Origin of the sequence: Burkholderia guangdongensis (genome assembly GCF_013403875.1) — a bacterium.
In the GTDB taxonomy this organism is placed as follows: Bacteria; Pseudomonadota; Gammaproteobacteria; order Burkholderiales; family Burkholderiaceae; genus Burkholderia; species Burkholderia guangdongensis.
Window position 1 is genome coordinate 445,919 of record NZ_JACBNX010000001.1, and the last position, 26,721, is coordinate 472,639.

The 26,721-nt window shown below is 68.4% G+C and carries 24 protein-coding genes; 6 read left to right on the forward strand and 18 right to left on the reverse strand.

The window, feature by feature from the left end; genetic code table 11:
- Positions 1–9: 9 nt before the first annotated feature.
- From HZI36_RS01910 to HZI36_RS01920, 3 genes are read left to right on the forward strand one after another with little or no spacing between them, the layout of a single operon-like run.
- Entirely contained in the window at positions 10–930 is a 921-nt protein-coding gene (locus tag HZI36_RS01910; RefSeq protein ID WP_179400910.1) for a tetratricopeptide repeat protein, read from the forward strand.
- Positions 927–1,355, forward strand: coding sequence for a TadE/TadG family type IV pilus assembly protein (locus tag HZI36_RS01915; RefSeq protein WP_179400911.1), 429 nt, complete (start codon positions 927–929; stop codon positions 1,353–1,355). Before HZI36_RS01910 ends, HZI36_RS01915 begins: the two co-directional genes overlap by 4 nt.
- The gene (locus HZI36_RS01920; RefSeq protein WP_218883529.1) at positions 1,348–2,496 is read left to right on the forward strand and encodes a TadG family pilus assembly protein; all 1,149 of its coding nucleotides are present in this window, start codon (positions 1,348–1,350) and stop codon (positions 2,494–2,496) included. Before HZI36_RS01915 ends, HZI36_RS01920 begins: the two co-directional genes overlap by 8 nt.
- Positions 2,497–2,533: 37 nt before the next feature.
- Here HZI36_RS01920 and HZI36_RS01925 read toward each other — a convergent pair whose 3' ends face one another.
- The 3 genes from HZI36_RS01925 to HZI36_RS01935 all read right to left on the reverse strand — a co-directional run bounded on the left by HZI36_RS01925 (position 2,534) and on the right by HZI36_RS01935 (position 4,986).
- Positions 2,534–2,806 (reverse strand): CppA family protein, encoded by a 273-nt coding sequence (locus HZI36_RS01925; RefSeq protein ID WP_179400912.1) that lies wholly within the window; start codon positions 2,804–2,806, stop codon positions 2,534–2,536.
- Positions 2,807–2,889: 83 nt separating this feature from the next.
- A complete protein-coding gene (locus tag HZI36_RS01930; protein WP_179400913.1) occupies positions 2,890–4,038 on the reverse strand; it encodes an FAD binding domain-containing protein in 1,149 nt (382 codons plus the stop codon).
- A 273-nt stretch (positions 4,039–4,311) separates the two neighbouring features.
- Complete coding sequence (locus tag HZI36_RS01935) at positions 4,312–4,986, reverse strand: TetR/AcrR family transcriptional regulator (protein ID WP_179400914.1); 675 nt, start codon at positions 4,984–4,986, stop codon at positions 4,312–4,314.
- A 237-nt stretch (positions 4,987–5,223) separates the two neighbouring features.
- Here HZI36_RS01935 and HZI36_RS01940 point away from each other — a divergent pair, with 237 nt between their 5' ends.
- A complete protein-coding gene (locus HZI36_RS01940) occupies positions 5,224–6,159 on the forward strand; it encodes a VOC family protein (protein WP_179400915.1) in 936 nt (311 codons plus the stop codon).
- A gap of 55 nt (positions 6,160–6,214) precedes the next feature.
- On the opposite strand, the gene HZI36_RS01945 is transcribed toward HZI36_RS01940, so the two are convergent.
- Together HZI36_RS01945 and HZI36_RS01950 are read right to left on the reverse strand one after the other, a co-directional pair.
- Positions 6,215–7,120, reverse strand: a complete 906-nt coding sequence (locus HZI36_RS01945) for a LysR family transcriptional regulator (protein WP_179400916.1) — start codon at positions 7,118–7,120, stop codon at positions 6,215–6,217.
- A gap of 97 nt (positions 7,121–7,217) precedes the next feature.
- Positions 7,218–8,126, reverse strand: a complete 909-nt coding sequence (locus tag HZI36_RS01950) for a helix-turn-helix domain-containing protein (RefSeq protein ID WP_179400917.1) — start codon at positions 8,124–8,126, stop codon at positions 7,218–7,220.
- Positions 8,127–8,290: 164 nt separating this feature from the next.
- On the opposite strand from HZI36_RS01950, the gene HZI36_RS01955 reads away from it, so the two are divergent.
- A complete protein-coding gene (locus HZI36_RS01955) occupies positions 8,291–11,293 on the forward strand; it encodes a winged helix-turn-helix domain-containing protein (protein ID WP_179401051.1) in 3,003 nt (1,000 codons plus the stop codon).
- Positions 11,294–11,366: 73 nt separating this feature from the next.
- Here HZI36_RS01955 and HZI36_RS01960 read toward each other — a convergent pair whose 3' ends face one another.
- From HZI36_RS01960 to HZI36_RS02020, 13 genes are all read right to left on the reverse strand, one after another.
- Entirely contained in the window at positions 11,367–12,488 is a 1,122-nt protein-coding gene (locus HZI36_RS01960) for an alkene reductase (RefSeq protein WP_179400918.1), read from the reverse strand.
- Between the two features lie 105 nt (positions 12,489–12,593).
- A complete protein-coding gene (locus HZI36_RS01965) occupies positions 12,594–13,811 on the reverse strand; it encodes an MFS transporter (protein ID WP_179400919.1) in 1,218 nt (405 codons plus the stop codon).
- A gap of 156 nt (positions 13,812–13,967) precedes the next feature.
- Positions 13,968–14,885, reverse strand: a complete 918-nt coding sequence (locus tag HZI36_RS01970) for a LysR family transcriptional regulator (RefSeq protein WP_179400920.1) — start codon at positions 14,883–14,885, stop codon at positions 13,968–13,970.
- Positions 14,885–17,143, reverse strand: a complete 2,259-nt coding sequence (locus tag HZI36_RS01975; protein WP_179400921.1) for a xanthine dehydrogenase family protein molybdopterin-binding subunit — start codon at positions 17,141–17,143, stop codon at positions 14,885–14,887. Before HZI36_RS01975 ends, HZI36_RS01970 begins: the two co-directional genes overlap by 1 nt.
- The gene (locus tag HZI36_RS01980; RefSeq protein WP_179400922.1) at positions 17,143–17,646 is read right to left on the reverse strand and encodes a (2Fe-2S)-binding protein; all 504 of its coding nucleotides are present in this window, start codon (positions 17,644–17,646) and stop codon (positions 17,143–17,145) included. Before HZI36_RS01980 ends, HZI36_RS01975 begins: the two co-directional genes overlap by 1 nt.
- Positions 17,643–18,923 (reverse strand): cytochrome c, encoded by a 1,281-nt coding sequence (locus HZI36_RS01985; RefSeq protein WP_179400923.1) that lies wholly within the window; start codon positions 18,921–18,923, stop codon positions 17,643–17,645. The genes HZI36_RS01980 and HZI36_RS01985 overlap by 4 nt, the downstream gene beginning before the upstream one ends.
- Before the next feature lie 199 nt (positions 18,924–19,122).
- A complete protein-coding gene (locus HZI36_RS01990; protein WP_179400924.1) occupies positions 19,123–19,821 on the reverse strand; it encodes a hydrolase in 699 nt (232 codons plus the stop codon).
- A gap of 172 nt (positions 19,822–19,993) precedes the next feature.
- Complete coding sequence (locus HZI36_RS01995) at positions 19,994–21,163, reverse strand: FAD binding domain-containing protein (RefSeq protein ID WP_179400925.1); 1,170 nt, start codon at positions 21,161–21,163, stop codon at positions 19,994–19,996.
- Between the two features lie 34 nt (positions 21,164–21,197).
- Positions 21,198–22,895 (reverse strand): cation acetate symporter, encoded by a 1,698-nt coding sequence (locus HZI36_RS02000; protein WP_218883531.1) that lies wholly within the window; start codon positions 22,893–22,895, stop codon positions 21,198–21,200.
- Positions 22,892–23,257: a DUF485 domain-containing protein gene (locus HZI36_RS02005; protein ID WP_343049939.1), complete on the reverse strand. Its 366-nt coding sequence runs from the start codon at positions 23,255–23,257 to the stop codon at positions 22,892–22,894. The genes HZI36_RS02000 and HZI36_RS02005 overlap by 4 nt, the downstream gene beginning before the upstream one ends.
- 47 nt (positions 23,258–23,304) lie before the next feature.
- Complete coding sequence (locus HZI36_RS02010) at positions 23,305–24,528, reverse strand: FAD binding domain-containing protein (RefSeq protein WP_179400926.1); 1,224 nt, start codon at positions 24,526–24,528, stop codon at positions 23,305–23,307.
- Between the two features lies 1 nt (position 24,529).
- Positions 24,530–25,012: a VOC family protein gene (locus HZI36_RS02015; protein WP_179400927.1), complete on the reverse strand. Its 483-nt coding sequence runs from the start codon at positions 25,010–25,012 to the stop codon at positions 24,530–24,532.
- Between the two features lie 89 nt (positions 25,013–25,101).
- Positions 25,102–25,386: a UBP-type zinc finger domain-containing protein gene (locus tag HZI36_RS02020; RefSeq protein ID WP_179400928.1), complete on the reverse strand. Its 285-nt coding sequence runs from the start codon at positions 25,384–25,386 to the stop codon at positions 25,102–25,104.
- A gap of 240 nt (positions 25,387–25,626) precedes the next feature.
- On the opposite strand from HZI36_RS02020, the gene HZI36_RS02025 reads away from it, so the two are divergent.
- Entirely contained in the window at positions 25,627–26,586 is a 960-nt protein-coding gene (locus tag HZI36_RS02025) for a LysR family transcriptional regulator (RefSeq protein ID WP_179400929.1), read from the forward strand.
- Positions 26,587–26,721 lie beyond the last annotated feature (135 nt).

Here is a 26,721-nt window from a genome sequence, read left to right on the forward strand (position 1 = left end):
GAGAATTCGATGAAAGCGCTGTCCCTCTCGTTTCGCCCGCTGGCGGTCGCGCTCGCGCTGTCGGCACTCGCGTCCGGCTTGCTCGCGGGCTGCGCGTCGCGAGGCATCGACGCGCATCCGGTCGCGTCGCGCCCCGGCCCGGATTCGGCGAGCGACCTGCGCGTGGCCGACAGCGCGCTGCAGGCCGGCGACTCCGACCTCGCGGTGTCGCTGTACGAGCAGGTGCTGAAGGCCGATCCGCGTTCGGTCGGCGCGCAGCTCGGCCTTGCCGACGCGATGTACCAGATGAGCGATCTGCCGCGCGCGGGCGTGCTGTATGCGCAGGTCGCCGCCGCGTCGCCGGACGAGCCGCGCGCGCAGCTCGGCCTCGCGCGCGTCGCGTTGCGCGAGCGGCGGCTCGACGACGCGGTGTCGCGCTACCGCGCGCTCGTGACCGCGCATCCGGGCAACCCGGTCGCGGCGGAGGGGCTCGGCGCCGCGCTCGATCTGCAGGGCAGGCACACGGAAGCGCAGGCGGTGTATCGCGCGGCGCTACGGCTGCATCCGGAAGCGCAGGGGCTGCGGAACAATCTCGGGCTGTCGCTGATCCTCGCGCGGCAGCCGCGTGAAGGGGCGAACGTGCTGCTCGACGTCGCCGGGCTCGCCGACGCGCCCGCGCAGGCACGCCAGAATCTCGCGCTCGCGTACGGGATGCTCGGCAACGACGAAGCGGCGCGGCGCATCCTGAAGGTCGATCTGCCGTCCGCGTCGGTAGACGACGACGTGCGCTTCTACGAACGCGCGCGCGCCGCGCTGCCGGTGCCGTCCGTGCATTCAGCCGGCGATCCCGCGCCGGCGGGCGCGCATGGCGGCTCGAGCACCGCCTCCAGTGCCGCCTCCAGTGCCGCCTCCAGCGTCATCGACGGGGCCGGCCCCGGAGCGCCCGAATGAAACGCCTGACACGGATCGGGCGCGACGAGCGCGGCGTGGTTGCGCTCGAATTCGTGCTCGTTTTTCCGTTCTTCATGCTGCTGCTGTTCGGCATCGTCGATACGAGCCTGATCCTGTGCGACAAGGCGGTGCTCACGAACGCGAGCCGGGAGGCCGCGCGCGCCGGGGTCGTCGTGCACGTGCCGCCGCTGTCGTCGACCGCGATCGCGAACGTCGCGCTCGCCTATGCGCAGAACAATCTGGTGACGGGCGGCATCGCGTCGGCGCCGACGGTCAGCGTCAGCCAGCCGGACGGCACGTCGTCGGGCAGTCCGCTGACGGTCACGGTCAGCTATACGTACAGCGGCCTCGTGCTCGGCTACGTGATGAGCGCGATCACCGGCCCGATCAAGCTGACCGCGGTGACGGTGATGAACTATGAATGAGCGCGCGATCGGGCTGTCGGGCGGAGCGCGGCCGCGCGGGCAATACCGGCCGGACTGGCCGCACGGGCCGCATGGGCCGCATGGGCCGCATGGGCCGCATGGGCCGCAGCGACTGCAGTGGCCGCAGCGTGCGCGGCCGGCACGGGAGCGCGGCTCGGTCGTGCTCTGGTTCCTGCTGACCGTGACGATCTTCATGATCTTCGGCGCGTTCGCGATTGACCTGCCGCGCGTCGCGACGGCGCGCAACGAATTGCAGAACGACGCGGACGCGGCGGCGCTCGCCGGTGCGGCGGTATTGGTGCCGGGCAGTGGCGGCCCCGCGTGGAGCAGCGCCGCGACCGAGACGTCCAACGCGGTTTCGCTGAACGCGTCGGATGGCGCCAAGCTGTCGACCGGCAGCGTGCAGACCGGCTACTGGTCGCTCACCGGCGCGACCGCCGGCATGGAGCCGACGACGATCGCGCCCGGCGAGTACGACGTGCCGGCGGTGCAGGTCACGGTGACGCGCGCGTCGAATCAGAACGGCGGGCCGATCGCGCTGCTGATGGGCGGCTTTCTGAATCTGCTCAGCACGCCGGGCAGCGCGACCGCGGTCGCGGTGGTCGCGGCGCCGTCGACGGTCGAAGGGGGCGGGCTGTTCCCGATGGTGATCGACAAGTGCGTGCTCGATCAGTACTGGAACGCGCAGACGAACGAGCCGGTAATCGACCCGTCGACGGGGCAGCCCAAAGAGTTCGATGTCGGCAACGGCCAGCAATACGGCAGCGGCTGCTATGCCGCCCAGTGGACGTCGTTCCTGATCAACGCGAACGACGTGCCGACGGTACGGAACCTGATCGCGAACGGCAATCCGACGCCGTTGAACATCGGCGACAACATCTGGATCGAACCGGGCGTGAAGACGACGATCTATTACGACGTGCCGAAGGGCGTGACCGTGGTGCTGCCGGTCGCGGAGCAGATCACCAGCAAGACCTACGTGCCGATCGTCGCATTCGCGGCGTTCACGATCGACAACTCGTACGGCAAGAGCGGCAAATATCTGGAAGGGCACTTCGTCGGCGGCTACAAGATTCCGGTCTCCGCGTCCGGCAACGGGCCGAACTACGGCGCGTACGCGGAACCCCGGCTCGCATTCTGAGCACGCGGGCCGTTGCCGCACCGCGAGCGCGCTCACGTCAACGCCCCGCGTGCGTGGCCAGATGCTGGCGAATCAGCAGCAGATAGCGATCGCCGACCGAATGATCGCGCCGCGCGCCCGGCCGGGTGGCCTGGCGCAGCGTGGCCGGCGGATTCATCCCGAGATAGCGGCAGACGGCGGACAGATAAGGCTTGCGGGTGTGCCCGAGCTGACGCGCCGCGCGTTCCACCCGTGCATCGCCGACCTGCGCGCGCAACCACGCGAGCACTTGGCGGTCGGTGTCGTTGACGATCCGGATCAGCTGTTCCATCGCGCACCTCTACTGTTCATCGATACAGTGCTGTAAATATAAACAGTATCGGCGGCGACTGCAAGCGAGCTGGCGATGCCCGATCACGTCGGCCCCATGATGCGCGTGCCGAGCGAGATGCCGCGCTCGGACAGCGACCGGTTGATCCGCTGCTGGTCGCGCTCCCAGCGCGCAAGCGCGGCGTCGAATGCCGGCCCGGGCGCGGCATCGCGCAGCGCGGCGGCGAGCTCGACCGCGTTGTCCGCCGCCTTCGACACGCCCGCTGCCGTATGCGGCCGCACGAGGCACGCGGCGTCGCCGAGCAGCAACGCGCGATCGAACACCATCCTGTCGACCTCGAGATCCAGGATCGACTGCACGAACGGCGCGCGCGTCGCATCGACGAGCGCCGCGAGCGTCGGCCCGAGCAGCCGGTGCGCGGCATCGGCGAGTTCGAGCCGGTGGTCGTCGCGCATCGTGCCGGGCGGCAGCGACCCTTCGCGCTGCGTGCCGTCCCGCTGGACGAACAGCGTCGGCAGGCGATCGTGCGCGAGCCGGCGGTACCACACCCAGTTCATGCGCCGCCGGCCGGGCTCGATGGCGCCGTCGCGACCCGGCACGAGGTAGGTCAGAAACAGATGCGCGTCCCCTTGCTGGAACGTGAAGCGATTGCGCAGCATCCGCAACACCGTATCCGGCAGCTCGGGCTCGTCGACGAGCCCGCGCCACGCCACGTAGCCCGCGTAGATCGGTTGCGCGCCGGGCAGCAACTGCGCGCGCACGCCGGAGCGGCCGCCGTCCGCGCCGACGAGCAGCGCCGCGTGCGCGACGCGGCCGCTCGCGAAACGCGCGGTCACGCGCGCGCCGTCCTGCTCGAGCCGCTCGAACGTCTCGCCCGCGTGAATCACGTCCGCGGGCAGCGCTCGCTTCAACGCGGTGTAGATCACGTTCCACGCGGTCTGTGTCTGCGGCATGTGCAGGCGCTGCACGATCCGGTCGCGTTCGTCGACGTAGATCCGCTCGATCGAATCGACGCCCGTCTGCTCGGGCACGGGCACGCGCCCGGCGGCGAATGCGCGGACGATCGACGGCTGCAGCACGATGCCGCCGCCGCGGCTGTCGAGTTCGCTCGGCGATTGCTCGAACACGTCGACGTGCCAGCCAATGGCGCGCAGCGCGTTCGCGGTGAAGAGTCCGCCCACCGATCCGCCGATCACGATCGCTCGCGGTCCCGATTCCGTTGCATCGCTCATGCTTCGCTCCTGTCGATGGCCGGCACGCGCGCATCGCGCCGGCGCCCGACCGTGGCGTGCCGGCAACCGGGGCAGGCAAGGCCCGCGTTGCCGCGACGCGATTCAGAACGTTTGTCGAGTCGAGAATAGGCGACGCGCCGCGCGCGGCCGCATGAATTGTTCTGAAATGCGGGGCGGCCGACGTCGGGTCGGGCAGGCGGGTCGGGCAGGCGGGTCGGGAAGGCGGGTCGACGCGCGACGTTCGTCGCGCGCGTCACGGGGAATATGCGCGTGTTACGCGCGTTTGCGGCGTCCGTCGGACGAGCCGCCGGCAAGCTGCTTCAGCGTGGCGGGTGCGCCGTGCAGGAACGCGTCGATTTGCCGCGCGATTTCGGCGTCGATGTCGTCCGGCACCGGCAGGCCGTAAATCCACTTTCTGACGCCGAGATAGAAGATACCCGCGTGCAGGCTCCAGATCAGCTCGATCTCCGCGTCGCGCTGCGTGGCCGACGCCGGCGTCGCGATGCCGTACGCGTGCCGCAGCTCGCGCAGCACGGGCAGGAACACGCGCTCGCGCAGCCGCGACAGGTAGCGCGTGTTGAAGCCTTCGCGGCTGAGCCCCGCGAAGATGAACGTGCGGATCCATTCGCGCCGCAGGATCGTCTGCGCATACGAGCGATAGAACGTCACGAGCCGCTCCTGCAGCGGGACCGAGCGGTCGGCGATCAGGTCTTCCCACTCGGGATTCCACGTGTAGACCTCGTCGTACACGCGGTCGATCAGCGCTTCCTTGCTCGGAAAGTAACGGTACAGCAGCGGCTGCGTGATGCCGATCTGCCGCGCGAGTTCGCGCGTGCTGCCGGAGAACCCGTAGGTCGCGAAATACTCGACCGCCTTCTCGACGATCTGCCGCTCGCGCGCCTCCGGTGTGAGCCGGAGGCCCGGCGAGATGGGGTTTTGTTCGCTCATTCGACGACTCCTTGCTGCGGGCAGTCTTGCCTATCGATCGAAAAATAGCAAGGCTGGCGCCTGCCGCTCGTGCTGCGTCGCCGCGTCGCCGCGTCGGTGCGGCCCGGCGGCGCGGCGGCCCCGGATTAAGAAAAATTCAGACGAATCTTCAAGACATGAAGATCGGCCTTCAATACGCTTGTCCCGGAGGTCATGCCGGCCCCTGACCGCGTGTTCACCCGCGACGAGGAGAAGTCGATGATTTCAGTGAAATGGCAGCGCGCGCTGCGGCTCGCGATCGTGTCGGCCGCAGTGCTCGCCGCGTGGCCGACCGCCACGCCGGCCGTCGCCCAGACGGCCACGCTGGACGCCGGCGCGCATGCGCCGATCGTGTCTGTCGCCCCGCAGTACACGACCGCGCATGTCTATGTGCCCGGCCAGGCGCTCGATGCATTCGTGACCAGCCTCATCCAGACGTTCGGCGGGCACGCGTCGTCGCGCGTGGTCCTTACCGTCACGCCGACGCCGAGCACGACGCTGTCGCAATACGTGCAGACGCCGGTCGGGATGCTGTCGGTGTTCGCGTTCCAGACGCCCGTGCCTTACCCGTTCGGCAGCGAGCGCACCGGTTATCTCGTGACCGACATCGAGACGGCCGTGCGCGCCGCGCGTGCCGCGGGCGCAGACGTGACGGTCGGCACGTTCGACGATCCGCTCGGCAAGGACGCCGTGATCCAGTGGCCCGGCGGTGTCACGATGCAGCTGTACTGGCACACGAAGGCGCCGTCGTACGCGCCGCTCGAGACCGTGCCGGACAATCGCGTGTACCTGTCGCCGTACGCGGCCGACACCTTCCTCGAGCGTTTTCTGCGCTTCTCGCACGGAACCATCGTGTCCGACGATCGCCGCGCGGACGGCGGGGAAATCGGCCGTCCGGGCGAGAGGATCCGGCGCGTGCGGATCCAGTCGGGCTTCGGCAATCTGCTCGCGTTCGTGACCGACGGGCACTTGCCGTATCCGTATGGCCGCGAGGTGATGGGCTATCAGGTCCCGAATCTCGACGCGACGCTCGCGAAGGCGCGGGGCGCGGGCGTGACGGTGCTGTCTGAGCCGGTCGCGAGCGCTGACGGGCGCACCGCGATGGTCGAGTTTCCAGGCGGCTACGTCGCCGAAGTGCACGAGCGCACGCGATGACGGTGCCTCCATCGAAGCGCGCGTGGCGGCGGGAGACCGTCAGCGCCCGCCCGTATCAGCCCGGCGCCCCGACGAGCGATGCGACGAAATCGATGAACGCGGTCACGCGCTTCGAGCCGCGCTGGTTCGGCAGATAGAGCGCGGTGACGACCGAGCGCGTCGCGTCGGGCGTCACGTCGTACTGCTCGAAGAGCCGCCGCAAGCGGCCCGACTGGACGTCCGAGTCGACGAGCCAGTCGGGCAGCAGCGCAATGCCGGCGCCGTCGAGCGCGGCGCGCCGCAGCGCCTCGCTGTGGTTCGACTTCAGGCGCCCCGTCACGATCACCTTCATCGTGTCGTGCGCGCCGGCGAACGTCCAGACCTGCTGGTCGACGCCGAAATGAAAGCGCAGGCACGCGTGATCGACCAGCCCGCCCGGCGTGGCCGGCGTGCCGTGCGCATCGAGATAGCCGGGGCTCGCGACGACGTAGCGCCGAAACGTGCCGAGCGGTTTCGCGACCACGTCCGCGGACGGCGTCGCCTCGCCGAGCCGGATCGAGACGTCGATCCGGCTCGGCACGAGGTCGACGCGCTCGTCGGTGAACTGGAGATCGAGGTCGAGCTTCGGATAGCGTGCGAGGAACGCCGACACGTGCGGCGTGATCCGGCGCATCCCGTAGGCCACCGGGACCGACACGCGCAGCGGCCCGGACGGCTCGTCGCCGCGGTCGGATACGAGCGAGTCGGCATCGGCCAGATCCTCGAGCAGCCGCTTCGCGCGCGCGTAATAGACGACCCCCGCGTCGGACAGCGTCACCTGCCGCGTGGTCCGGTTCAACAGCGCGGTGCCGAGCGACGCCTCGAGCGCGTCCACCGCCCGCACGACGGACGACGCCGCAAGATCGAGGCGCCGCCCCGCGCTCGAGAAGCCGCCCGTTTCCGCCACTTCGACGAACGTGCGCAGTGCCGAGAATTTGTCCATGAGGTCGCCTTGGTTCGTGCCGCCATGTAGCGTTGCATGCCATGCGCATGCTATTGCGAGGCCGCGATCGATAACGGAAGCGCCGCGCGGCGCGCGATCAGCGACCCGTGCCGCGCCGCCACGCGCCGGGCGGGTGGCCGTAGACCTTCACGAACACGCGCGTCAGATGGCTCTGATCCGCGAACCCGCAGGCGGTCGCGATGTCCGCGAGCATCATGTCGCTCGTCTCGATCAACTGCCGTGCCTGGTCGACGCGCCGCTCGAGCAGCCACTGATGTGGCGTGCGGCCCGTCGTCCGCGAGAACGCGCGGATGAAATAAGCGCGCGAAAAGCCGCATTCGTTCGCGACATCCGCGATCGATACGCCGAGGTCCGCGTTTTCCATCAGCAGCTCTTTCGCGAGCGCCGTCTTCGCGGGCGACAGCGCGCCTTTGCGCCGAAGATCGCGCGCGAGCGCGTTGCCGTAGCGCCGCGCGAGGTGCGCGCCGATCGCGAGCCCCGTCTGCTCGACGAACAGCGCGTTCAACACGCCCGGCGCGTCGAGGTTGTCGGCGACCGTATGCGCGAGCCGGCCGAGCTCCGGATCGCACGTGTCGATCGCGCAAGTCAGGCCGGCGATCGCCATGTCGTCGTGCTCGTCGCCGAGCCGGTCGAGATACGCGCGCGACAACTCGACGAGCACGAAGTCGAATTTGCCGTACAGGTCCGCGCGGTAATCCTCCGAGAAATCGCGAATATAGATCGAGTCGTGCTGGAAGCGCCGCTCGGCTTGCGCCGCGCCACGGAATATCGTGCGCCGGTGCCCGCCGTTCAATGAAATGCCGACCAGGAAGCCGCGTTCGCTCGCCGGCATCACGATGCGCTCGAACTGCTCGCCGAGCATGCATTTGCGATACAGCGTCAGGCCGCCGACCATCCTTTCGGAATTCTTACCGAGCAGGCCGGGCTCGCATCCAAGCGTGTCCGTCGGTGGCGGCGCGGGGCGCGCGATCGGGGAAAGCAGCATGGCTCGGTATCCTTGGCTGCCCGTGGCGGGCGTGAAAAATGTCTGTGCAGTTTATACGGGACAGATGAACTTCCCAAGCTCGCGTGAACCGCAGCGCACTTTCCTTCAAGACGCGCGCGGAGACGATGTCTACACTCGGCCCACCTTTCCAACTGGAGGCAGCCGTGATCCAGATCGGGATCTTGTCGGTCGATTTCGAGCAGCGGGACATTCGTCGCGACGGGCACACGTTGCGCGTCGGCGCGCGCGCGCTCGACATTCTTGAAGTACTGCACCGCGCCAACGGATCGGTCGTGTCGAAGGACGACATCATGGATGCCGTCTGGCCGGACCAGATCGTCGAGGAGAACCGGCTGCAGGTGCATGTCGCGACGCTGCGCAAGGTGCTCGGCGCGAGCCGGGATCTGATCAAGACCGTGCCGGGCAGGGGGTATTTGCTCGTCGGCACGCCACGAACGACTGCACCAATGCCGGCGCCTGCCGCCGCGCCGCCGTTCGTCTGCCCGCGCCCGCAATCGGCGTCGCTGATCGGGCGGCAGGACGAAATCGCGCAGATCGTCGACATGATCGACCGGACGCCGGTCGTCACGCTGGTCGGGGCGGGCGGCATCGGCAAGACGAGCCTCGCGGCCCGGATCGCGCACGACTTGAGCCGCGCGGCTCGGGAAAGCGTCCATTTCGTCGAGCTGGCGAGCGCGTCGACGAACGACGACGTGCTGCGCGCGCTCGCGGATGCGCTCGGGCTGCCGGCGGACGGCACCGCGTCGATCGACGGCATCGCGGATAGCGTCGCCGCATCGCGCTGCCTGCTCGTGCTCGACAACGCCGAGCACGTCGTCGAACCGGTCGCCCACCTCGTGGAGACGCTCACAGCGCGCGCCGCCACGCTGCGCGTGCTCGTGACCAGCCGCGAACCGCTGCATATTTCGGTCGAGTCCGTCTATCGCGTGAACCCGCTTGCGGTGCCGGGCAGCGACGCGGGTTGCGACGAGATCGCCGCGTGTTCCGCCGTCGAGCTGTTCCTGCGCCGGACCCGCGCGGCGTCGCCCGACTGCGCGATCGACGACGGTGCGATGCGGCTGATCGCCGACATCTGCCGGCGCCTCGACGGCCTGCCGCTCGCGATCGAGCTCGCGGCCGCGCGCGTCGCGACGCTCGGCATCGAGGGTGTCGCGTCGCGTCTCGACGATCGGCTGAATCTGCTGACCGGTGGCCTGCGGTCCGCGCCGCCGCGCCATCAGGCGCTGCGCGCGACGTTCGACTGGAGCTACGTGCTGCTCGATCCCGCCGCGCGGGCGCTGTTTCGCCGGGTCGGGTGCTTCATCGGCCCGTTCACGTTCGACGCCGTGTGCGCGGTGGCGATGGCGCCCGACATGTCGATCGCCGACGTGATTGCCGGTCTCGGCGAGCTTGCCGCGAAGTCCTTGCTGACCGTCGAGCTGGACGGCCCGAATGCGCAGTACCGGCTGACGGGATCCACCCGCGCGTACGCGCTGGAAAAGCTGCACAACGAGGGGGAGCTCGAACGCGTCGCGCTGCGCCACGCGCGCTACGAGCGGGAGCAGGCCGATGCGCGTGCGCGGATCGGATTCGCCGAGCCGGATCGGGAGGTCCGGCCGATCGCCGTCAGCCCGCGCGCCATCAGCCCGAGTGTCATCAACCCGCGCGCCGTCAGCCCGCGCGCCATCAGCTCGAGTGTCATCAACCCGCGCGCCATCACCCCGAGCAAACCGGGGGCCGTCGAGTATCCGCCGACGAGTGCGTCGCTCGTCCGTGCGCTCGCCCGCGATCTGCTGAACCAGTCGACGATGAGCGATTGCCGCGCGCACGCGAAACGGATGCTCGACGAAATCGACACCGCGTCGCGCGGCGCCGTCGACGCGGACAGCGACATGCAGTTGCGCGCCGCGTATGCGTCGGCGCTGCTGCATACCGATGGCGATGTGTTCGCGGCCGCCGCGATGTGGGATCGCACGCTTGGACTGGCGCGCGACGCCGGCGACGACGCGCTCGAGGCGCGCGCGCTCGCGGGGCGGTGGAACGTGATGCTCACGATGTCCGAGATTCATGAGTCGCTCCGTTACGCGACGCGCTTCGAGCGGGCGGCCGAGCGCGGCGGCGAGCGATCGCAGCGGCTGCTCGCGACCGCGATGGTCGCGACGTCGCTCCACTATTTCGGCGAGCATGCGCAGGCGCGCGAGCGGCTGGAGGCGGCGACGGACGCGCTCGCCGACGTCCGCGAGCCGGTGGGCGCGGCGCTCGCGCTCGGCATCGACGTCGCGACGCTCGGCCGCACGATGCTCACGCGGCTCGTGTGGATGCAGGGCGAGCCCGAGCACGCGATGCGGCTGGCCGCGCAGGCGGTCGAATGCGCGCGGCGGCAGCGTTCCCCGATCGCGCTGTGCGTCGCGCTCGGCGCGGCCGCCGTGCCGATCGCGCTGCGCTACGGCGACCACGACGCGATATCCGACTATCTCGCGACGATGCGCTCGGAGGCCGACGCGCATGGGCTCGACCTTTGGCGCAGCCAGGCGGAATGCCTCGCGGGACAGTTCGACATCCAGAGCGGGCACCCGGGCGCGGGGCTCGCGCGGCTCGCGCCCGCGTTGCGCCGGATCGAGGCGAGCGGATTCCGGCGCCTGCTCGCGCCGTTGATCGTCGAGTATGCGGAGGGGCTCGCCCGGACCGGGCGCGCTGCCGAGGCCTGCGCGAAGCTCGACGCGACGCTTGCCCGCTGCCGCGCGAGCGGCGAGCATCTGTTCGTGCCGGAGCTGCTGCGCGCGAAGGGGCTGGCGACGCTCGCGCAGGCGCGCAACGCCGACGCGGACCAGGCCGTCGCATATGAAGCGCAAGGGCGCCGGCATCTGTTCACCGCGATCGACCTCGCGAACGCGCAGGGGGCCGGCATGTGGGCGCTGCGCGCGACGCTCGATCTGGCGGATCATCTGATCGAGCGCGGGCGGATCGGCCAGGCGTCGGCGATGATCGCCAATCTGGACGGGCGCTTCGAGCTGCAGTCCCGCGCATCCGACATTCGCCGTCTGGTTCGTCTGCGCAGCTTCGTTCGCGCGGACGATACGCGTGCCGAGCGCCGGTTGCGCGTGCGGCTCGAACCGACCGCCGACGACAGGTCGACGTGGGGCGGCGTGGCGCCGCAAATCGCGTGACCGCGGGCGCGACGCCATGCGTGACCCCGAGGCAGCTGCGCGAACGGCGGATCCCGACATGCCTGGACCGTCCCTAGACCGTGCGTTTTGCCGGTTCCGCGTCGTCGTGACGCGCATAGTCGACGTAGCCCGCATGGTCGCCGCCATACCAGCCGACCGCCTGCGGCGCCGCGAGCGGCGCATTCGCGGCGAGGCGCTCGACGAGATCCGGATTCGCGATGTACGCGCGCGCGAACGCGACGAGATCCGCGTCGCCCGCCGCGATCAGCTTGTTCGCGGCGTCGGGCGTAATGCCGCCGTTGACGATCAGCGTGCCGCCGAACGCGTGGCGCACGTTCTCGACGATCCGCGGCAGGTCGGGTTCGCCGCTCCAGCCGTTGGTGTCCGCCGCGTGCAGATACGCGACGCCAGCCTCGTCGAGCATGCGGCCGACGTACGCGTAGGTCGCGTCTGGGTCCGCGTCGCGCACGTTGTTGTACTTCGCGTACGGCGAGATCCGCACGCCGACGCGGCCAAGCGGCATCACGCCGCCGACCGCGTCGACGATCTCCTCGAGAAAGCGCGCGCGGTTCGCGACCGAGCCGCCATAGCGGTCGTCGCGGCGGTTCAGCGTCGACGACAGGAACTGGTGCGGCAGATAGCCGTTGGCCGCATGGATCTCGACGCCGTCGAAACCGGCCGCCACCGCGTGCACGGCCGCGCGCCGGAATTCGTCGACCGCTTCGACCACTTCGCCGGTCGTCATCGCGCGCGACGGCGTCGCATGAATCTTCGTGTAATACCCGTTCTGCAACTGCGCCCAGACCTGAAGCTGCTCGAGATCGTCGTTCACGCCGGACGGCGACAACGGCGCGTCGCCGCCGAGCAGCGTCAGCGAGCTGACCCGGCCGCCGTGCCAGAGCTGCGCGAAGATGCGGCCGCCGTTCGCATGGACGGCATCGGTGACGGTCTTCCAGCGGGCCGCCTGTTCGTCCGTGATCAGGCCGGGCGTGAGCTCGAACGACGCGGAGACCGGGCTGACGTTGGTCGCCTCGGAGATGATCAGCCCGGCGGACGCGCGCTGCGCGTAGTACTGGGCCATCAATGCCGTCGGCAGGCCGCGTTGCGGGGCGCGCGAGCGGGTCATCGGCGCCATCACGACGCGGTTCGGCAGCGCGAGACCGCGCAGATCGTATTCATTGAGCAGGGTGGACATGGCGGTATTCCTTTGATGTGAAGGGGGGCAGGGCCGTGCGCGGGCATCGCGGCGAGCGGCGGGCGGCCGGCGCGGCGGGCCCTGCAAAAGGTTCGAGAAAACGGTTCAGACCTGGGCCTGGCGGCGTGCGTGCGGCCGGCCGATCGCGAGATAGTGCGCGAGCGCGATCAGCGGGAACGTCGCGGCGCCCGCGGCGACGAGCGGCCAGCCGCCGTGCTCGTACAGCGGGCTCGCGAGCGCCGAGCCGAGCGCGCCGCCGACGAAGATGCTCGTCATGTACAGCGCATTCAGGCGATTGCGGCTCGCCGCGTGCAGCGCGTAGATCTCGCGCTGGCCGAGCACCATGTTCATCTGCACCGCGAAGTCGAGCACGATGCCGGTGACGACGAGGCCGTACAGGCCCGCGCCGTGGACTAGCCCCGCCGCAAACGCCAGCGAGCCGGCGATCAGCGCGATCAGCGTCGCGCGCACCGTGTGGCCGGCATCCGCGAGACGGCCCGCGACCGGCGCGGACGTCGCGCCGATCGCGCCGACGAGCGCGAACACGCCGATCGCGGTTTGCGACAGCCCGTAGTGGCGCATCAGCTCGACGGGCACCGCGGTCCAGAACAGGCTGAACGACGCGAACATCAGGCCCTGGTAGAACGCGCGATGGCGCAGCACCGGCATCGTGCGGACGAGCTGCAGCAGCGAGCCGATCAACTCGAAGTAGGTCGCGCTGTGATCGGGCCGGCGCGACGGAATCGTCAGCGCGAGCACGGCCGTGACGAGCGTCATCAGCACCGCGGCGGCCGCGAACACGAAGCGCCAGCCGAACGCGTCGGCCACCACGCTCGAGATCGGGCGGGCGAGCAGGATGCCGAGCAGCAGCCCGCTCATGATGGTGCCGACCACGCGGCCGCGCGCGTGATCCGGCGCGAGATGCGCGGCGAGCGGAATCAGGATCTGCACGGCCACCGAGCTGAAGCCGATCAAGAGCGAGATCGCGAGGAACGGCCCCGGCGTGTGCACGACCGCCGCCGCCGCGAGGCTCGCGATCGACACGACCGCCGTCGTGATCATCAGCCGCTTGTTCTCGAGCAGGTCGCCGAGCGGTACGATGAAGAACAGGCCGAGCGCATAGCCGATCTGCGTCAGCGAAACGATCAGGCTCGCCGCGTTGCTGGACATGTGCAGCCCGGGCGCGATCAGCGCGGTGATCGGTTGCGCGTAGTACAGGTTGGCGACGATCGCGCCGCAACTGAATGCGAATAGCGCGATGAGCCCTTGCGTGAGCTTCGCGGCGTGGCCGTGGGCCGCGAGCGGGGTTGATTCTGCTGACATGGTCGACTCCTGGGTGGTGGGATCACTGTCGACAAGCTTATTGATCGTTCGATAACACCGGAATCCCTCCGTCGCGCAATCGAGCGTTGCATGGCGTGCAAAGGCGGCGCGGATGCCGGCTCAGCGCACGCGCGGGGGCGCGTGTTCGGCAAGCGTTCAGCCCCGTTCGCCCTGAAGCGTCGGAATCCGCGCGTACAAACCGGCCAGCCAGTCGATGAACAGCTTCAGCTTGGCCGGCATGTGGCGGTTCGGCGGATACAGCACGGAGATCGGCCGCGGCGGCGAGTTGAACTCGACCAGCGTCTCGCGCAACCGGCCGGACTTCAGATACGGCTCGACCAGATACAGCGAGGTCTTGATCAGTCCGAGCCCCGCGACGCCGCATGCGACATAGGTATCGGCGTCGTTGACCGCGACCGAGCCGCACATCTGCACGATCCGCGCCTCGCCGTCGGCGACGAAATCCCAGCTTCGCGGCCGACCCGTATCGGCCGACACGTGGCTGACCGCGATGTGCTGCGCGAGGTCGTCGATCGTTTCGGGCATCCCGTATTGCTCGAAATACGACGGCGACGCGCAGGTGCAGGTCGTCAGGCTGCCGATCCGCTTCGCGATCATCCCGGAATCGTCGAGCGCGCCGACCCGCACGACGCAGTCGACCCCCTCGCCGATGACGTCGATCTGGCGATCGGTCGCGCCGAGCTCGACCGTGATGTCCGGATTCGCGGCGAGAAACGCGGGCAGCGCGGGAATCACGATCTGCTTCGCCATCGCCGGTGGAACGTCCGCTTTCAGGCGGCCGCGCGCGGTGCTGCGCGAGCGGGACACCGACGCCTCCATGTCGTCGATCTCGCGCAGCACCGCAACGCAGCGCTCGTAGTATTCGCGCCCGTCCTCGGTCAGCGACAGCCGGCGCGTCGTGCGGTTCAGCAGCCGGCTGCCGAGATGCTGCTCGAGCGCGCTCAGCAGCGCGGACACGCGCGGCGTCGTCAGGCCCGTGGTGTCGGATGCTTTCGTCAAACTGCCCGTCTCGACGATGCGGGTGAACACGCGCATCGAAAGCAAGGTATCCATCAGTCCATCCGCTCCCGGAGTTTTTCGCCGGCAAACGGCATGTCCCGCATCCGCTGGCCGGTCGCGTCGAAGATCGCGTTCGCGAGCGCGCCTGCCGTCGGCCCCATCGACGCCTCGGCCGCGCCGAGGAACGGCGCGCCGGGACGATTGATCAGATGGACCGCGAGGCTGCTCGGTGCCGCTGAAAAACGCAGGATCGGATAGCTGCTCCAGTCGAAGCTGCGTATCTTCTGCGTGTCGTATTTCAGTTCTTCATACAACGTCCAGCTCGCCGCCTGGATGATTCCGCCTTCGATCTGATTGCGGATGCCGTCGGGCGACACGATCTGCCCGGCGTCGACCGCCGCTTCCGCGCGATCGAGGCGCACGTGGCCGGTTTCGGGGATGACCGTGACCTCGACCGCGATCGCGACGTAAGCCATGATGTTCTTGTACTTGCCGAACGCGAAGCCGACGCCGCGATTACGCGCGCGCGGCGGCCGCGGCCAGCCGAAGTGCGTCGCCACGAACTGGATCACGTGGCGCGCGCGCGGGTCCTGCATATGGCGTAGCCGGAATTCGACCGGATCGACGCCGGCTTCGTGCGCGAGTTCGTCCATGAAGCTCTCGATCGCCCAGACGTTCGTGTGCGCACCGAGCGATCGCATCGCGGACGTCTGCAGCGGCATCGTCGGCGAGAAGTGGTTGACGATGTGCATGTTCGGGAGCACGTACAGCGGAATCGCGTTGCGGTCCGCGCCGCCCTCGGGCTGCAGCATCGGCGTCGACGGCGCGGACACGAACGGCGGCTCGAGCATCCGCGCGGGCAGCAGCCGGCCGGCGTTGACAATCCGTTCGTTATGCGAACTGCTCCATAACGCATATTGCCAGTCGACGATGTGGCCGCTCGCGTCGAGCGACGCGCTGAGCTCGGTGATCATCGCGGGCGTGAAGTGATCCCATGTGTGTTCCTGCTCGCGCATCCACTGGACCCGGACCGGATGGCCCGGCATCGCGGCCGCGATCAGCGCCGCGTGCGCGGCCGCGTCGTCCGCGCCGTTGTGGCCGTAGCAGCCGGAGCCCTCGGTGTGCACGCAGCGGATGCTCGGCTTCGGCATCGACAGCATCTCGGCGAGCGCGTCGCGCAGCGGATACACGCCCTGCGAGTGGGTCCATACGGTCAGGACGCCGTTGTCGAGGTGAGCGACCGCGCAGGACGGCCCGATCGAGCCGTGCAGCAGGTAGTGCTTCCGGAACGTCGCGCTCAGCGTTTTCGTTGCCGGTGCGCTCGCCGTGTGCGTGTTCGCGATCTCGATCCGTTGCGTCGCGATGCGCTTCAGGTCGTCGTGAACCTGGTCGCGCTCGGGCAGCGCGCGGCCGGGCGACCAGCGGCAGCTTCCGGCGAGCACGCGCTGCGCGACGACCGCCTGCCATTCGCCGCGCGCGACGACTGCGAGCATGCTGCCGTTGCGGACGATCCGCACGACGCCGGGCATCGTCAGGATCGCGGCCTCGTCGAACGACAGCAGCTTCGCGTCGTAGACGGGCGGCATCACGACGCGCGCGTGCAGCATGCCGGGCAGCGTCATGTCCTGCACGTAGCTGGCGCCGCCCGTGACCTTGTTCGGAATGTCGAGCCGGCGCAGCGACGTGCCGATCACGGTGAACGTGGCCGGATCCTTCAGCGGCGACGTCGGCGCTGCGTTGCGATGCAGGTCGACGGTCCGCACCGCGTCGCCATAGCGCATCGTGCGGCCGTCCGGCGCGCGGATCACCGCGTCGCCGACCGTCAGCCTGCCCGGGTCGACGCCGAACTGCTTCGCCGCGCCGTCGACCAGCAGCCCGCGCACCTGCGCGGCCGCGTTCAGCAGCGCGGATCCGCTGTCGGCCATCGTATGGCTGCCGGCCGTCAGCCCCTCGTCGGGCGACGCGCCGGTGTCGGCGGTCAGGAACGTGATCAGCGAGGGCTTCATGCTCAGCTCCTCGGCGGCCACCTGCAGCAGCGCGGTGCGCACACCGGTGCCGAGCTCGACCTTGCCGGTGAACACGGTGACCTTGCCTTCGGGCGTGATCCTGATCCACGCGTCGAGCAGCGGGTTGGTCTTCAGACTGCCGGCCAGCGTCTCGGTCGCCTTCGCCACGTGGACGGCGGCGCCTTCGTCGGCGATCACCTGCTGCGCGACCGCGCGGGCGGCCGGCGCCAGGCTGAACGCGACGAACAGCGCGCCCGAGACCATGAAATGCCGGCGGTTTTCATCGATGTCGTCTTGATCGGTCATCAGAGCGCCTTGTTGACGATCACGGGTTCGGAGGCGGCGTCCGGTTCCGCCGGCAGTCCGGCGACCTGCCGCACGGCCGCGAGGATCCGCATGTGGGTGCCGCAACGGCACAGGTTCGGTTCCATGTGCGCGCGCAACTGTTTCTCGGTCGGCTTCGGGTGGCGCTCGAGCAGCGCCTGCGCGCGCATGATCATGCCGGCGATGCAGTAGCCGCACTGCGCGGCCTGGTGAACGATGAACGCGCGTTGCAGCGGCCCCGGGCGATCGGCCGTGCCGAGGCTTTCGACGGTCCTGACGCGGCGTTCGCCGAGCGACGCGACCGGAATCAGGCACGAGAACATCGGCTTGTCGTCGACGATCACCGTGCAGGCGCCGCACTGCCCGAGGCCGCAGCCGAACTTCGCGCCGTGCAGGTGCAGGTCGTTGCGCAGCACGTACAGCAGCGGCGTCGACGGGTCGACGTCCAGCGTGTGCGGCTCGCCGTTCACGTTGAGCGTGATCATCGCGCGCTGTCCTCCTTTCTGAGCTTCGCGGCCATCGCGTCGACGTCCGTCCACGCGGGCCGGGCCGAATACGCGCCGCGCACGTACGCGGCGAGGTCGGCGATCTGCCGGTCGTCATACTGTTCGACGAACGGCGGCATGTAGTTGAGCGTGTCCTCGCCGTGCCAGCCGATCCCGTAGAACATCATCTGGATCGCGTTGCGCGGCGTATCGGCGTTGACCGCCGTGCTGAACGCGAGCGTCGGCCGCTCGCCGATCGCCTGCATCGGCGACGCCGGCCCGTGGCATTGCGCGCACGATGCCTGGAACAGCACCGAGCCGCGTTGCTCGGTGGGCGTCGGCGCGTGGTCGCCGACGGGCGTCATCGTTGGCCGCGTGGCGCCGGGCTTCTGGATCGACAGGATATAAGTCGCGATGGCGTCGACGTCCTCGACCGGCACCGTCGCGAGGTCGCGCGTGACCGGCTGCATCGGTCCGGCGGCCGCGCCGTGCTCGCTCGCGCGGCCGGTGCGTAGATAGGTGACGAGCTGCGCGAGCGTCCATGGATGCACCGCGTCGCCGAGCGCGTTGAGCGGCGGCGCGTCCCAGCCGTCGACGACGCCGCCGTCGAATGCGCGGCCGGCCTGTTCGCCGCCAATCGCGTTCAGCGGCGAATGGCAGGACGCGCAGTGCCCGAGGCCGTCGACGAGCTGCTTGCCGCGATTCCATGCGGCGGATTGCGACGCATCGGGCTGGTATTCGCGCTGGCGCAGGAACAGGATGTTCCAGAACGCGAGAGGCGGGCGGAAGTTCAGCGGAAAGATCAGGTCGTTCGCGGGCGCCGACGCGTGCACGGGTTCGCGGGTCATCAGGTACGCGTACGCGGCGGCGATGTCCTGATCGGATATCCGCGTGAAATGGATGTACGGGAACGCCGGATAGAGCAAATGCCCGTCGCGCGCGATCCCGCTGCGCAGCGCGCGCGCAAAGGCGCTTTGCGACCAGCGGCCGATCCCGGTGTCGGGGTCCGGCGTGATGTTGGTCGCATAGATCGTGCCGAACGGCGTCGCAAGCGGCAGGCCGCCCGCGAACGGCTGGCCGTCCTTCGCGGTGTGGCAGACGATGCAGTCGCCGAGCGCGACGATGCGCGCGCCGGCGCGAACGAGCTGCGGATCGAACGATGCGCGCGCGGGCGGCTCGATCGGCGCGATCGACGGCTCGACCATGATGCCGATCGCGACCGCCAGGCCGACGAGCACGACGCCGGACGCGCCCCACCATAACGATCTGTGTTTCATGCGCACTCCAGGCGGATCGGTGTACTCGACGCGCGATGCGCTTCGCGCGGCGACTGATGGAATCAGTCTAGGCTTGCGCGACCGCGGAATCCTGAAGCGGCGCTGAAACGTTCTGAAGCGAATGCCGCCGTCCGGAAGCGGGCTCTCGACATCAGGCGCCCGCGTGGCTCGCGTTCGACCGTTCCCGGCCGCTACCCCATTACGTGATCGAGATCGGCGCCGGCACCGGCGCGAGCCGGTCATGCGCGTCCTTCGCCCGCTGAGGCGCCTTGTGGATCATCGTGGCCGCGTAGTCGATGCCCATTCCGTACCCGCCCGAGTGTTCCCGGACGATGTTCGTCACGGCCTCGTAGGTCTCGCGGCGCGCCCAGTCGCGTTGCCATTCGAGCAGCACCTGCTGCCACGTCACCGGCACGACGCCCGCCTGGATCATTCGCTGCATCGCGTAGTCATGCGCTTCCTTCGACGTGCCGCCCGATGCGTCGGCGACCATGTAGATCTCGTATTCACCTTCGTCCATCGCGCACAACGCGAAAGTGAGGTTGCAGACCTCCGTCCACAGGCCGGCCACGACCACCTTCTTGCGGCCGTTCTTCGCGAGCGCGTCGCGCACCTTTTGATCGTCCCACGAGTTCATCGACGTGCGCTCGAGCAACGGATGATCCGGAAACACGTCGAGGAGCTCCGGAAACGCGTAGCCCGAGAAGCTCTCCGTTTCGACCGTGGTGATGGTCGCCGGAATATTGAACACTTTCGCGGCCTTCGCCAGTGCGACGGTGTTGTTTTTCAACGTTTGCCGGTCGATCGATTGCACGCCAAAAGCCATCTGCGGCTGAAAATCGATGAAAATGATTTGGCTGTTTTGAGGCGTCAACACCTCGAGTTTCGGATTGCGCATGACTGTTCAACCTTTATGACGAAAGAAGCGGAAGGGGAGCCGACGGCGCGCGGATCGCGCGCCGCAAGGCAATAGACGGATCGAAGCGCATACAAACAGTCCGCCTTGAAAACGGGTCCAACGGGGTGTCACTGGGGTGTCACTGGGGTGTCACTGGGGTGTCACTGGGGTGTCATTGAGTGTCATTGAGTGTCATTTGTCCATAAGTTAGTTTTCCTAAAATTGAATATCCCAATCCGAACGCGGCGGCCAGCTCGGGGCCCTTGCGCAGCAGCGACGTCACTTCCGCGCGGCGCTCCGCCGACCATCGAGCGAGCCTCTCGACCACGTCGGTCGTGTCCGAAGGCAGCGACTCGGCGAGCGAAACGGCATCGCGCGCGGCCTTCGATGTGCCGGATGCCGTATGGGGCCGCACGGTGCATGCGGCGTCGCCGATCAGCGCGACGCGACCTTGGACGAAGTCCGGGCTCAGCGCGTCGAAAATCGCCTGGTTGAACGGCGCGCGCGTCGCGAGAACCAGTTGCGAGAACACGGCCGGCAGCCGTTCGGTGGCGAGGCGTCCGAGTGTCGCGACGGAGTCGTCCGACAGCTCGCCGGGGTGGATCGACGCGTGATGAACCGCGCCCGCCCGATCGGTCAGATGGCGGCGCAGCGCTTGCGGGTCGGGCTCGTTGCGATACCAGAGCCAGTTGAAGCGTCGCGTGCCGGGTTCGAGCGACCCGTCGAGCGACGGAATCAGAAACGCCATGAACAGTTCGCCCGGCGCCTTGTGCAGCGTCATGTTTTCGACGAGCGACGCGACGGCCGCGGCGTCGAAATCGGCTTCGTCGACGATGCCGCGCCACGCGAGGTAGCCGGCGAACGACGGCGCATAGCCGGGAAAGAGCTGGGTGCGAATCCTCGAACCCGAGCCGTCCGCGGCCAGCAGCACGTCCGCGCGCATGCGGCGATCGCCGGCGTACACGTCGATGCCGTCGGCATCCTGCTCGAAGCCCGTCACCGTGCGGCCGTAATGGATCCGCCCGGGCGGCAGCGTGCCGCACAGTGAGCGGTAGACGGCGTCCCACGACGAGAACGGCAGCATCTCCGGCTCGTCGCGCGTGACGGCGCCGTCGCGGTCGATCCAGCGCCGGCGATGCGTCGGCACACTGATCATGTCGCGGCAGTGATGCCCGTGCTGTTCGAGAAACACCATCATGCGCCTGAGGACCGCGACGCCGCCGCCCAGCCCGCGCAGCGGCGTCGGCGAGCGCTCGTAGATTTCCACGTGGTGCCCGATGCAATCGAGCGTCAGCGCGGCGGCGAGGCCGGCAATCGAGCCGCCGGCAATGATGATCTTCATCGTGGTCGACCTCCATGCTGGGCGAGCGTTCGGCTCAGCCATGGCGCGTGATGCCCATCTCGCACTCGACGAGCTGCGTGTCGAACATCCCGCGTTCCCACCCGGCGCGTGCGGAACGGTCGGTGATCGAGAACACCACGATCCCGACGAACGCGACGGCCATCGAAAAGAGCGCCGGGTACTCGTATGGATACATCGCGTGCGCGTGGCCGAGCACCTGCACCCAGACCGTCGGACTCAGCACGGTCAGCGTGACGGCCGTCGCGAGGCCGAGCATCCCGCCGATGACCGCGCCGCGCGTCGTCAGCCCGCGCCAGTAGACCGAGAGCAGCAGCACCGGGAAGTTCGAGCTGGCCGCGATCGAGAACGTGAGGCTGACGATGAACGCGATGTTCTGCTTTTCGAACGCGATGCCGAGGATGACCGCGAGCACGCCGAGCACGAGCGTGGTCACGCGCGCCACGCGCATTTCCTCGCGGTCGGACGCCTGGCCGCCGCGCAACACGTTCGCATAGAGATCGTGCGAGATCGCGGACGAGCCGGCGAGCGTCAGGCCGGCGACCACCGCGAGAATGGTCGAGAACGCGACCGCGCAGATGAAGCCGAGAAACACGTTGCCGCCGACCGCATGCGCGAGGTGAATCGCGACCATGTTCACACCGCCGATCACGGCGCCCGACGCATTGTGGTACCGCGGATCGGAGGCGACGAGCGCGATCGTGCCGAAGCCGATGATGATGATCAGCACGTAGCCGATGCCGACGATCCCGGTGGCGTACAGGATGCTTTTGCGCGCGGCTTTCACGTCGCCGACGGTGAAGAATCGCATCAGGATGTGCGGCAGGCCGGCGGTGCCGAAGATCAGCGCGAGACCGAGCGACACGGCGGACACCGGATCTGACACGAGGCCGCCGGGGCGCATGATCGCGGCATGCTTCGGATGCACGAGAATCGCCTGCGAGAACAGCGCGTTCAGGCTGAAGCCGAAATGGATCAGCACCGTCAGCGCCATGAACGCCGCGCCGGCGAGCAGCAGAATGGCCTTGATGATCTGGATCCACGTCGTCGCGAGCATGCCGCCGAAGAACACGTAGACGACCATCAGCAGGCCGACGATCAGCACCGCGACGGTGTAGTGCAGGCCGAACAGCAGTTCGACGAGCTTGCCCGCGCCGACCATCTGCGACACGAGGTACAGCAGCACGATGACGATCGAGCTCGACGCCGCGAACGCGCGGATCGGCCGCTGCCGGAGGCGGTAGGACACCACGTCGGCGAGCGTGTACTTGCCGAGGTTGCGCAGCGGCTCGGCGATCAGGAACAGGATGATCGGCCAGCTCGCGAGGAAGCCGATCGAATAGATCAGCCCGTCGTAGCCGCTGGTGAACACGAGCGCCGAGATGCCGAGCAGCGACGCGGCCGACATGTAGTCGCCGGCGATCGCCCAGCCGTTCTGGAACGCGGTGATCTTGCCGCCGGCCGCGTAGTGGTCGGCCACGCTGTGATTCTTGCGGGCCGCCCAGCGCGTAATGAACAGGGTCGACGCGACGAACAGCAGGAACATGCCGATCGCGACGGGATTGTGCCCGTGCGCGATCGACGCGGGCTCCGCCGCGACGGCGGGCGACGCGGCGAACGTGGTGAGCACGGCGAACGCGGCGAACGATGCGAACGATGCGAACGATGCGAACGATGCGAACGATGCGAACGCGGCGCGGAAGAGGCGTTTCATCGGTCATCTCCCAGACGGATCGCGGCGACGATCGCGTCGTATACCGAATTGGCCTGAAACACGTAGATGGCGACCAGCGCGAACGTGACGGCGAACATCCCGAAGCCGACGGGGATGCCCCACGTGGCCGGCTGGCCCTGCACGATGGGCTGGCCGAGCAGACGGGGCGAGAACGCCAGCGTCAGGATGAACGTGAAATAGATCGCGAGCATCGCGGTCGTCAGCGACCACGTGAACGCACGGCGCCTTCTGACCAGATCGAGAAAGCGCGGATCGCTCAGCAGCGGGGGCGCGGCGGCGACCTTGCCGAGCGCTTCCCGGTTCATGGCGGCGGCCGAGGCGGCCGGGGTGGAGTGGTTCACGATGTTTCCTTCATTCGAGTGCGGTGCAAAGAGGCGGCGAGCCGCGATCAGATGTGCGGCGGAACGGCGGTTTCGCGCATCACGGCTTCCGGCGTGCGGTAGCGCTCGGCCATTTCGCGCTCTGTTTCGTTCTTCAGCTGGGCCTGCATGTACGCGCCGAGGTGGCGGGCATGCTGGACGATCGCGGCGCCGTACTGCGTGCGCACGTCGCTGTATTCCGACAGCGCATCGAGCGTATCGGCACGCGTCGCGAGCGCGGCGACGAGCGCCAGCGCGTCGCCGGCGGCCTTCGTGACGCCCATCCCGCAATGCGGCCGCGCAACGAATGCGGCGTCGCCGAGCAACGCGATGCGGCCGAACGCCATTTGCGGCACTTCGAGGTCGTAGATCGGCTGGAACAGCGGCTGGGTCGCCCGTGACACGACTTCAGCGAATTGCGGCGCGAGCAGCGCGTGCGCGGCTTCTTCCATGTCGTCGAGCACCTCGCGGCGAATCAGCGTCGGTGGAATGCCGCCGGCCCATAGCTTGCCCGTCTCGTCGGTCAGCAGGTTCGGCAGATCCTTGTCCTCGCTGGTCGCCCGGTACCAGACGAAGTTGTAGCGCCGCTCGTCCGGCTTCGTGCTGTTGCCCTGGCCGGCGACCGGATAGCCGATGATCTGCTCGCGATGCGGCAGGCCGAACGCGAAACGATCGAACAGCGCGGCGTGCGTGGCGTCCGACAGGTTGAGCTCGTCGACGAGGCCGCGCCACGCGACATACCCCGCATACTGGAGCCGGACGTCCGGCAGGAACTGTTCGCGCACTGCGGAGCGGAACCCGTCCGCCGCGATGACCAGGTCGGCATGCACGACCGTGCCGTCGGACAGCGTGACTGCCGCGCGGTCCGGGCCGTCGGAGACGGCCGTCACGATCGCGCCGGCGTGGTAGTGCTGGTCCGGCAACGCGGCGCGCAGCACGTGATACATCTTGCTCCACGCGGTGAGCGTCTGCGGCAGCCGGCGCTCGGAGACGACCGAGCCGTCCTGCGCGAGCGTGATCCGCGATTCCACCTTCACGCCGATCGATTCGTCGATGCGAACCCCGGCGGCGAGCATCACTTCGAACAGTTCGGGATGCGTAACGATGCCGGCGCCGCGGCCGGACAGCGCTTCCGGCACGCGCTCGAAGACGTCCACGTCCCAGCCGTTGCGCAGAAGGAGATTCGCGGCGAAGAGCCCGCCGAGCGAGCCGCCGATGATGGCGGCCTTGCGGTTCGTCGAAATGCTGTTCATGTCAGTCTCCATCCGTTTCAGTGTTTTGCGTCGCCGCATTCGGGATGCTCAGGTGAGCGACCTCGGCGGCGGGGTAGTTGAGCTCGATCGTGACGCCGGACGGATCCTCGACGAAGACCTGGTGCAGTCCGAGACTCGGCACGGTCCGGTCGCGCCATTCGATCCGCTCGGCGCGAAGCCTGTCCCACATCGCTTCGACGCCGGTGGCGAGAAACGCGATGTGGTCGACGGTGCCGGTGCCCGTCTCCGACGCGTCCTTATCGCCGAGATACGCGGCGAGCCCGTCCGGGTTGTCCGGGTCGACGCCGATGATGTGGACCGTTCCGTAATCGGCTTCGTCGCCGCCCATGTAGAGCCACGCGCCGGGAAAGTCAAACGGAGGACGGTAGCCGCGCTTGAAGCCGAGCACACGCTCGTAGAACCGGCACGATTGCTCGAGATCGAGCGTGCGGATCGAGTAGTGGGCCAGTCTGGATACAGGCATTGAACACCTCTCTGTTTATCGAAAGATAAATTATCGTTCGATAAATATAGTCGAAAACATCGACGGGTCAAGGCGCGAAGTGATCCGTGTTAACCCTGATCCTGAGGCGGGATTTCGCCGGCGACGATTTCGTCCGGGTAGCACCATACCCAGTGCTCGCCGGGCTCGATCGAGCGGACGAGCGGATGGCCGGTCTCGCGATAGTGCCGGCTCGCGTGGCGGTTCGGCGACGAGTCGCAGCAGCCAACGCGCCCGCACGTCAGACACATGCGCAGGTGGACCCAGCGCCCGCCGGACTCGACGCACGTTTCGCAGTAGTCTTTGTCGGTGCGCAGCACGTGCGCTTCACCGAGGTGGGTGCAGTTCGTCGCCATCGTCAGCTCCTTCCGCGCAAGCTCGACAGCGCTGCGCGCGCATGGGTGCAAGCATGATCCGATGAATACATTCTGCATCGTTGCTTGCGCGACGCGCCTTAATCCTCCTGAATGGTTCGGAATCCCGGCTACAGGATCGCAGGCGTGGCGAGGGTGGCGTCCGGCCCGCGCGGCGGCCTTCATGACAACGCCTGACGCGCGGAGTATCCTCGTGGCGCATGTCTATTCGAGGAGACTCCATTGGATCTGTTCCAGTCGATGGAAGCGTTCGTCAGGGCTGCCGAAGCGCAGAGCTTCGCGAACGCGGCGCGCCAGCTCGGCGTCGCGAAATCGGTCGTCACCGCGCGCGTGAAGCAGCTCGAGGAACACTTCGGCGTGCCGCTGTTTCATCGATCGACACGCGCGGTGCGCCTGTCCGAGCTCGGCGAGACGTACTACCGCGAATGCAGCGAGCTCGTGCGCAAGGCGCACGAATTGTCCGCGCGCTCGTCGAGCGATCCTCAGGCGCTCGCGGGCACGCTGCATATCCACGTGCTGCCAGGCTTCGCGCTCGGCCATTTCTCGCGCGTGCTGACCGACTTCCGCGAAGCCTACCCGCGCATCGAGTTCGTCGTGACCGTCAACGATCGCGTGATCGACCCGGTGCAGGAAGGCTTCGATCTCGCGCTGCAGATCTACCCGGCCGCGTCGAACCTGCTGATCGAGCGGCGGCTCTTCCCGGTGCGCGGCGTGCTGTGCGCGGCGCCCGATTACCTGAAGCACGAGCCGGCGGTCGAGACGCCGCTCGATCTGCTGCGTCACGATTTCGCGTGCTATTCGTACTATCCCTGGGGCGAGCGCTGGCCGCTGATGCGCGGCAGCGAGCGCTTCGAGATCTCGCTCGCGCCGGTGCTGAAGACGAACAGCGTGCATCTGCTGCTCGAGTTCGCGCGCGCCGGCGCGGGCATCGCGTATCTGCCGACGATGGTCGCCGCGCCCGACCTGCTCGAGCAGCGCCTCGCGCGCGTGCTGCCGGAGTACGCGGCGCCGCCGCTGTGGCTGTCGGCCGTCTATCCGGCGTCGCATCGCGCGACGACGAAGGTCAAGGTGTTCGTCGATTTCCTGCGCACGCGTTACGCGCGCGAGCCGCAGTGGGACAAGGCGCTCGGGATCGCGCCGCCCGACGAGGAGCCGGGCAGCGTCGACGACGAGCTCGCGTAGCGGCTTGGGCTCACATTCAGCACATTTAATGTGGTCGCGCGGACGCGGTGCTGGCGTCCGGTTCGCATTCAGAAAATTTAAGGTTTCCCCGCGGACGCGGCGCCGGCGTTCGGTTCGGTTGATTTAAGTACTTTC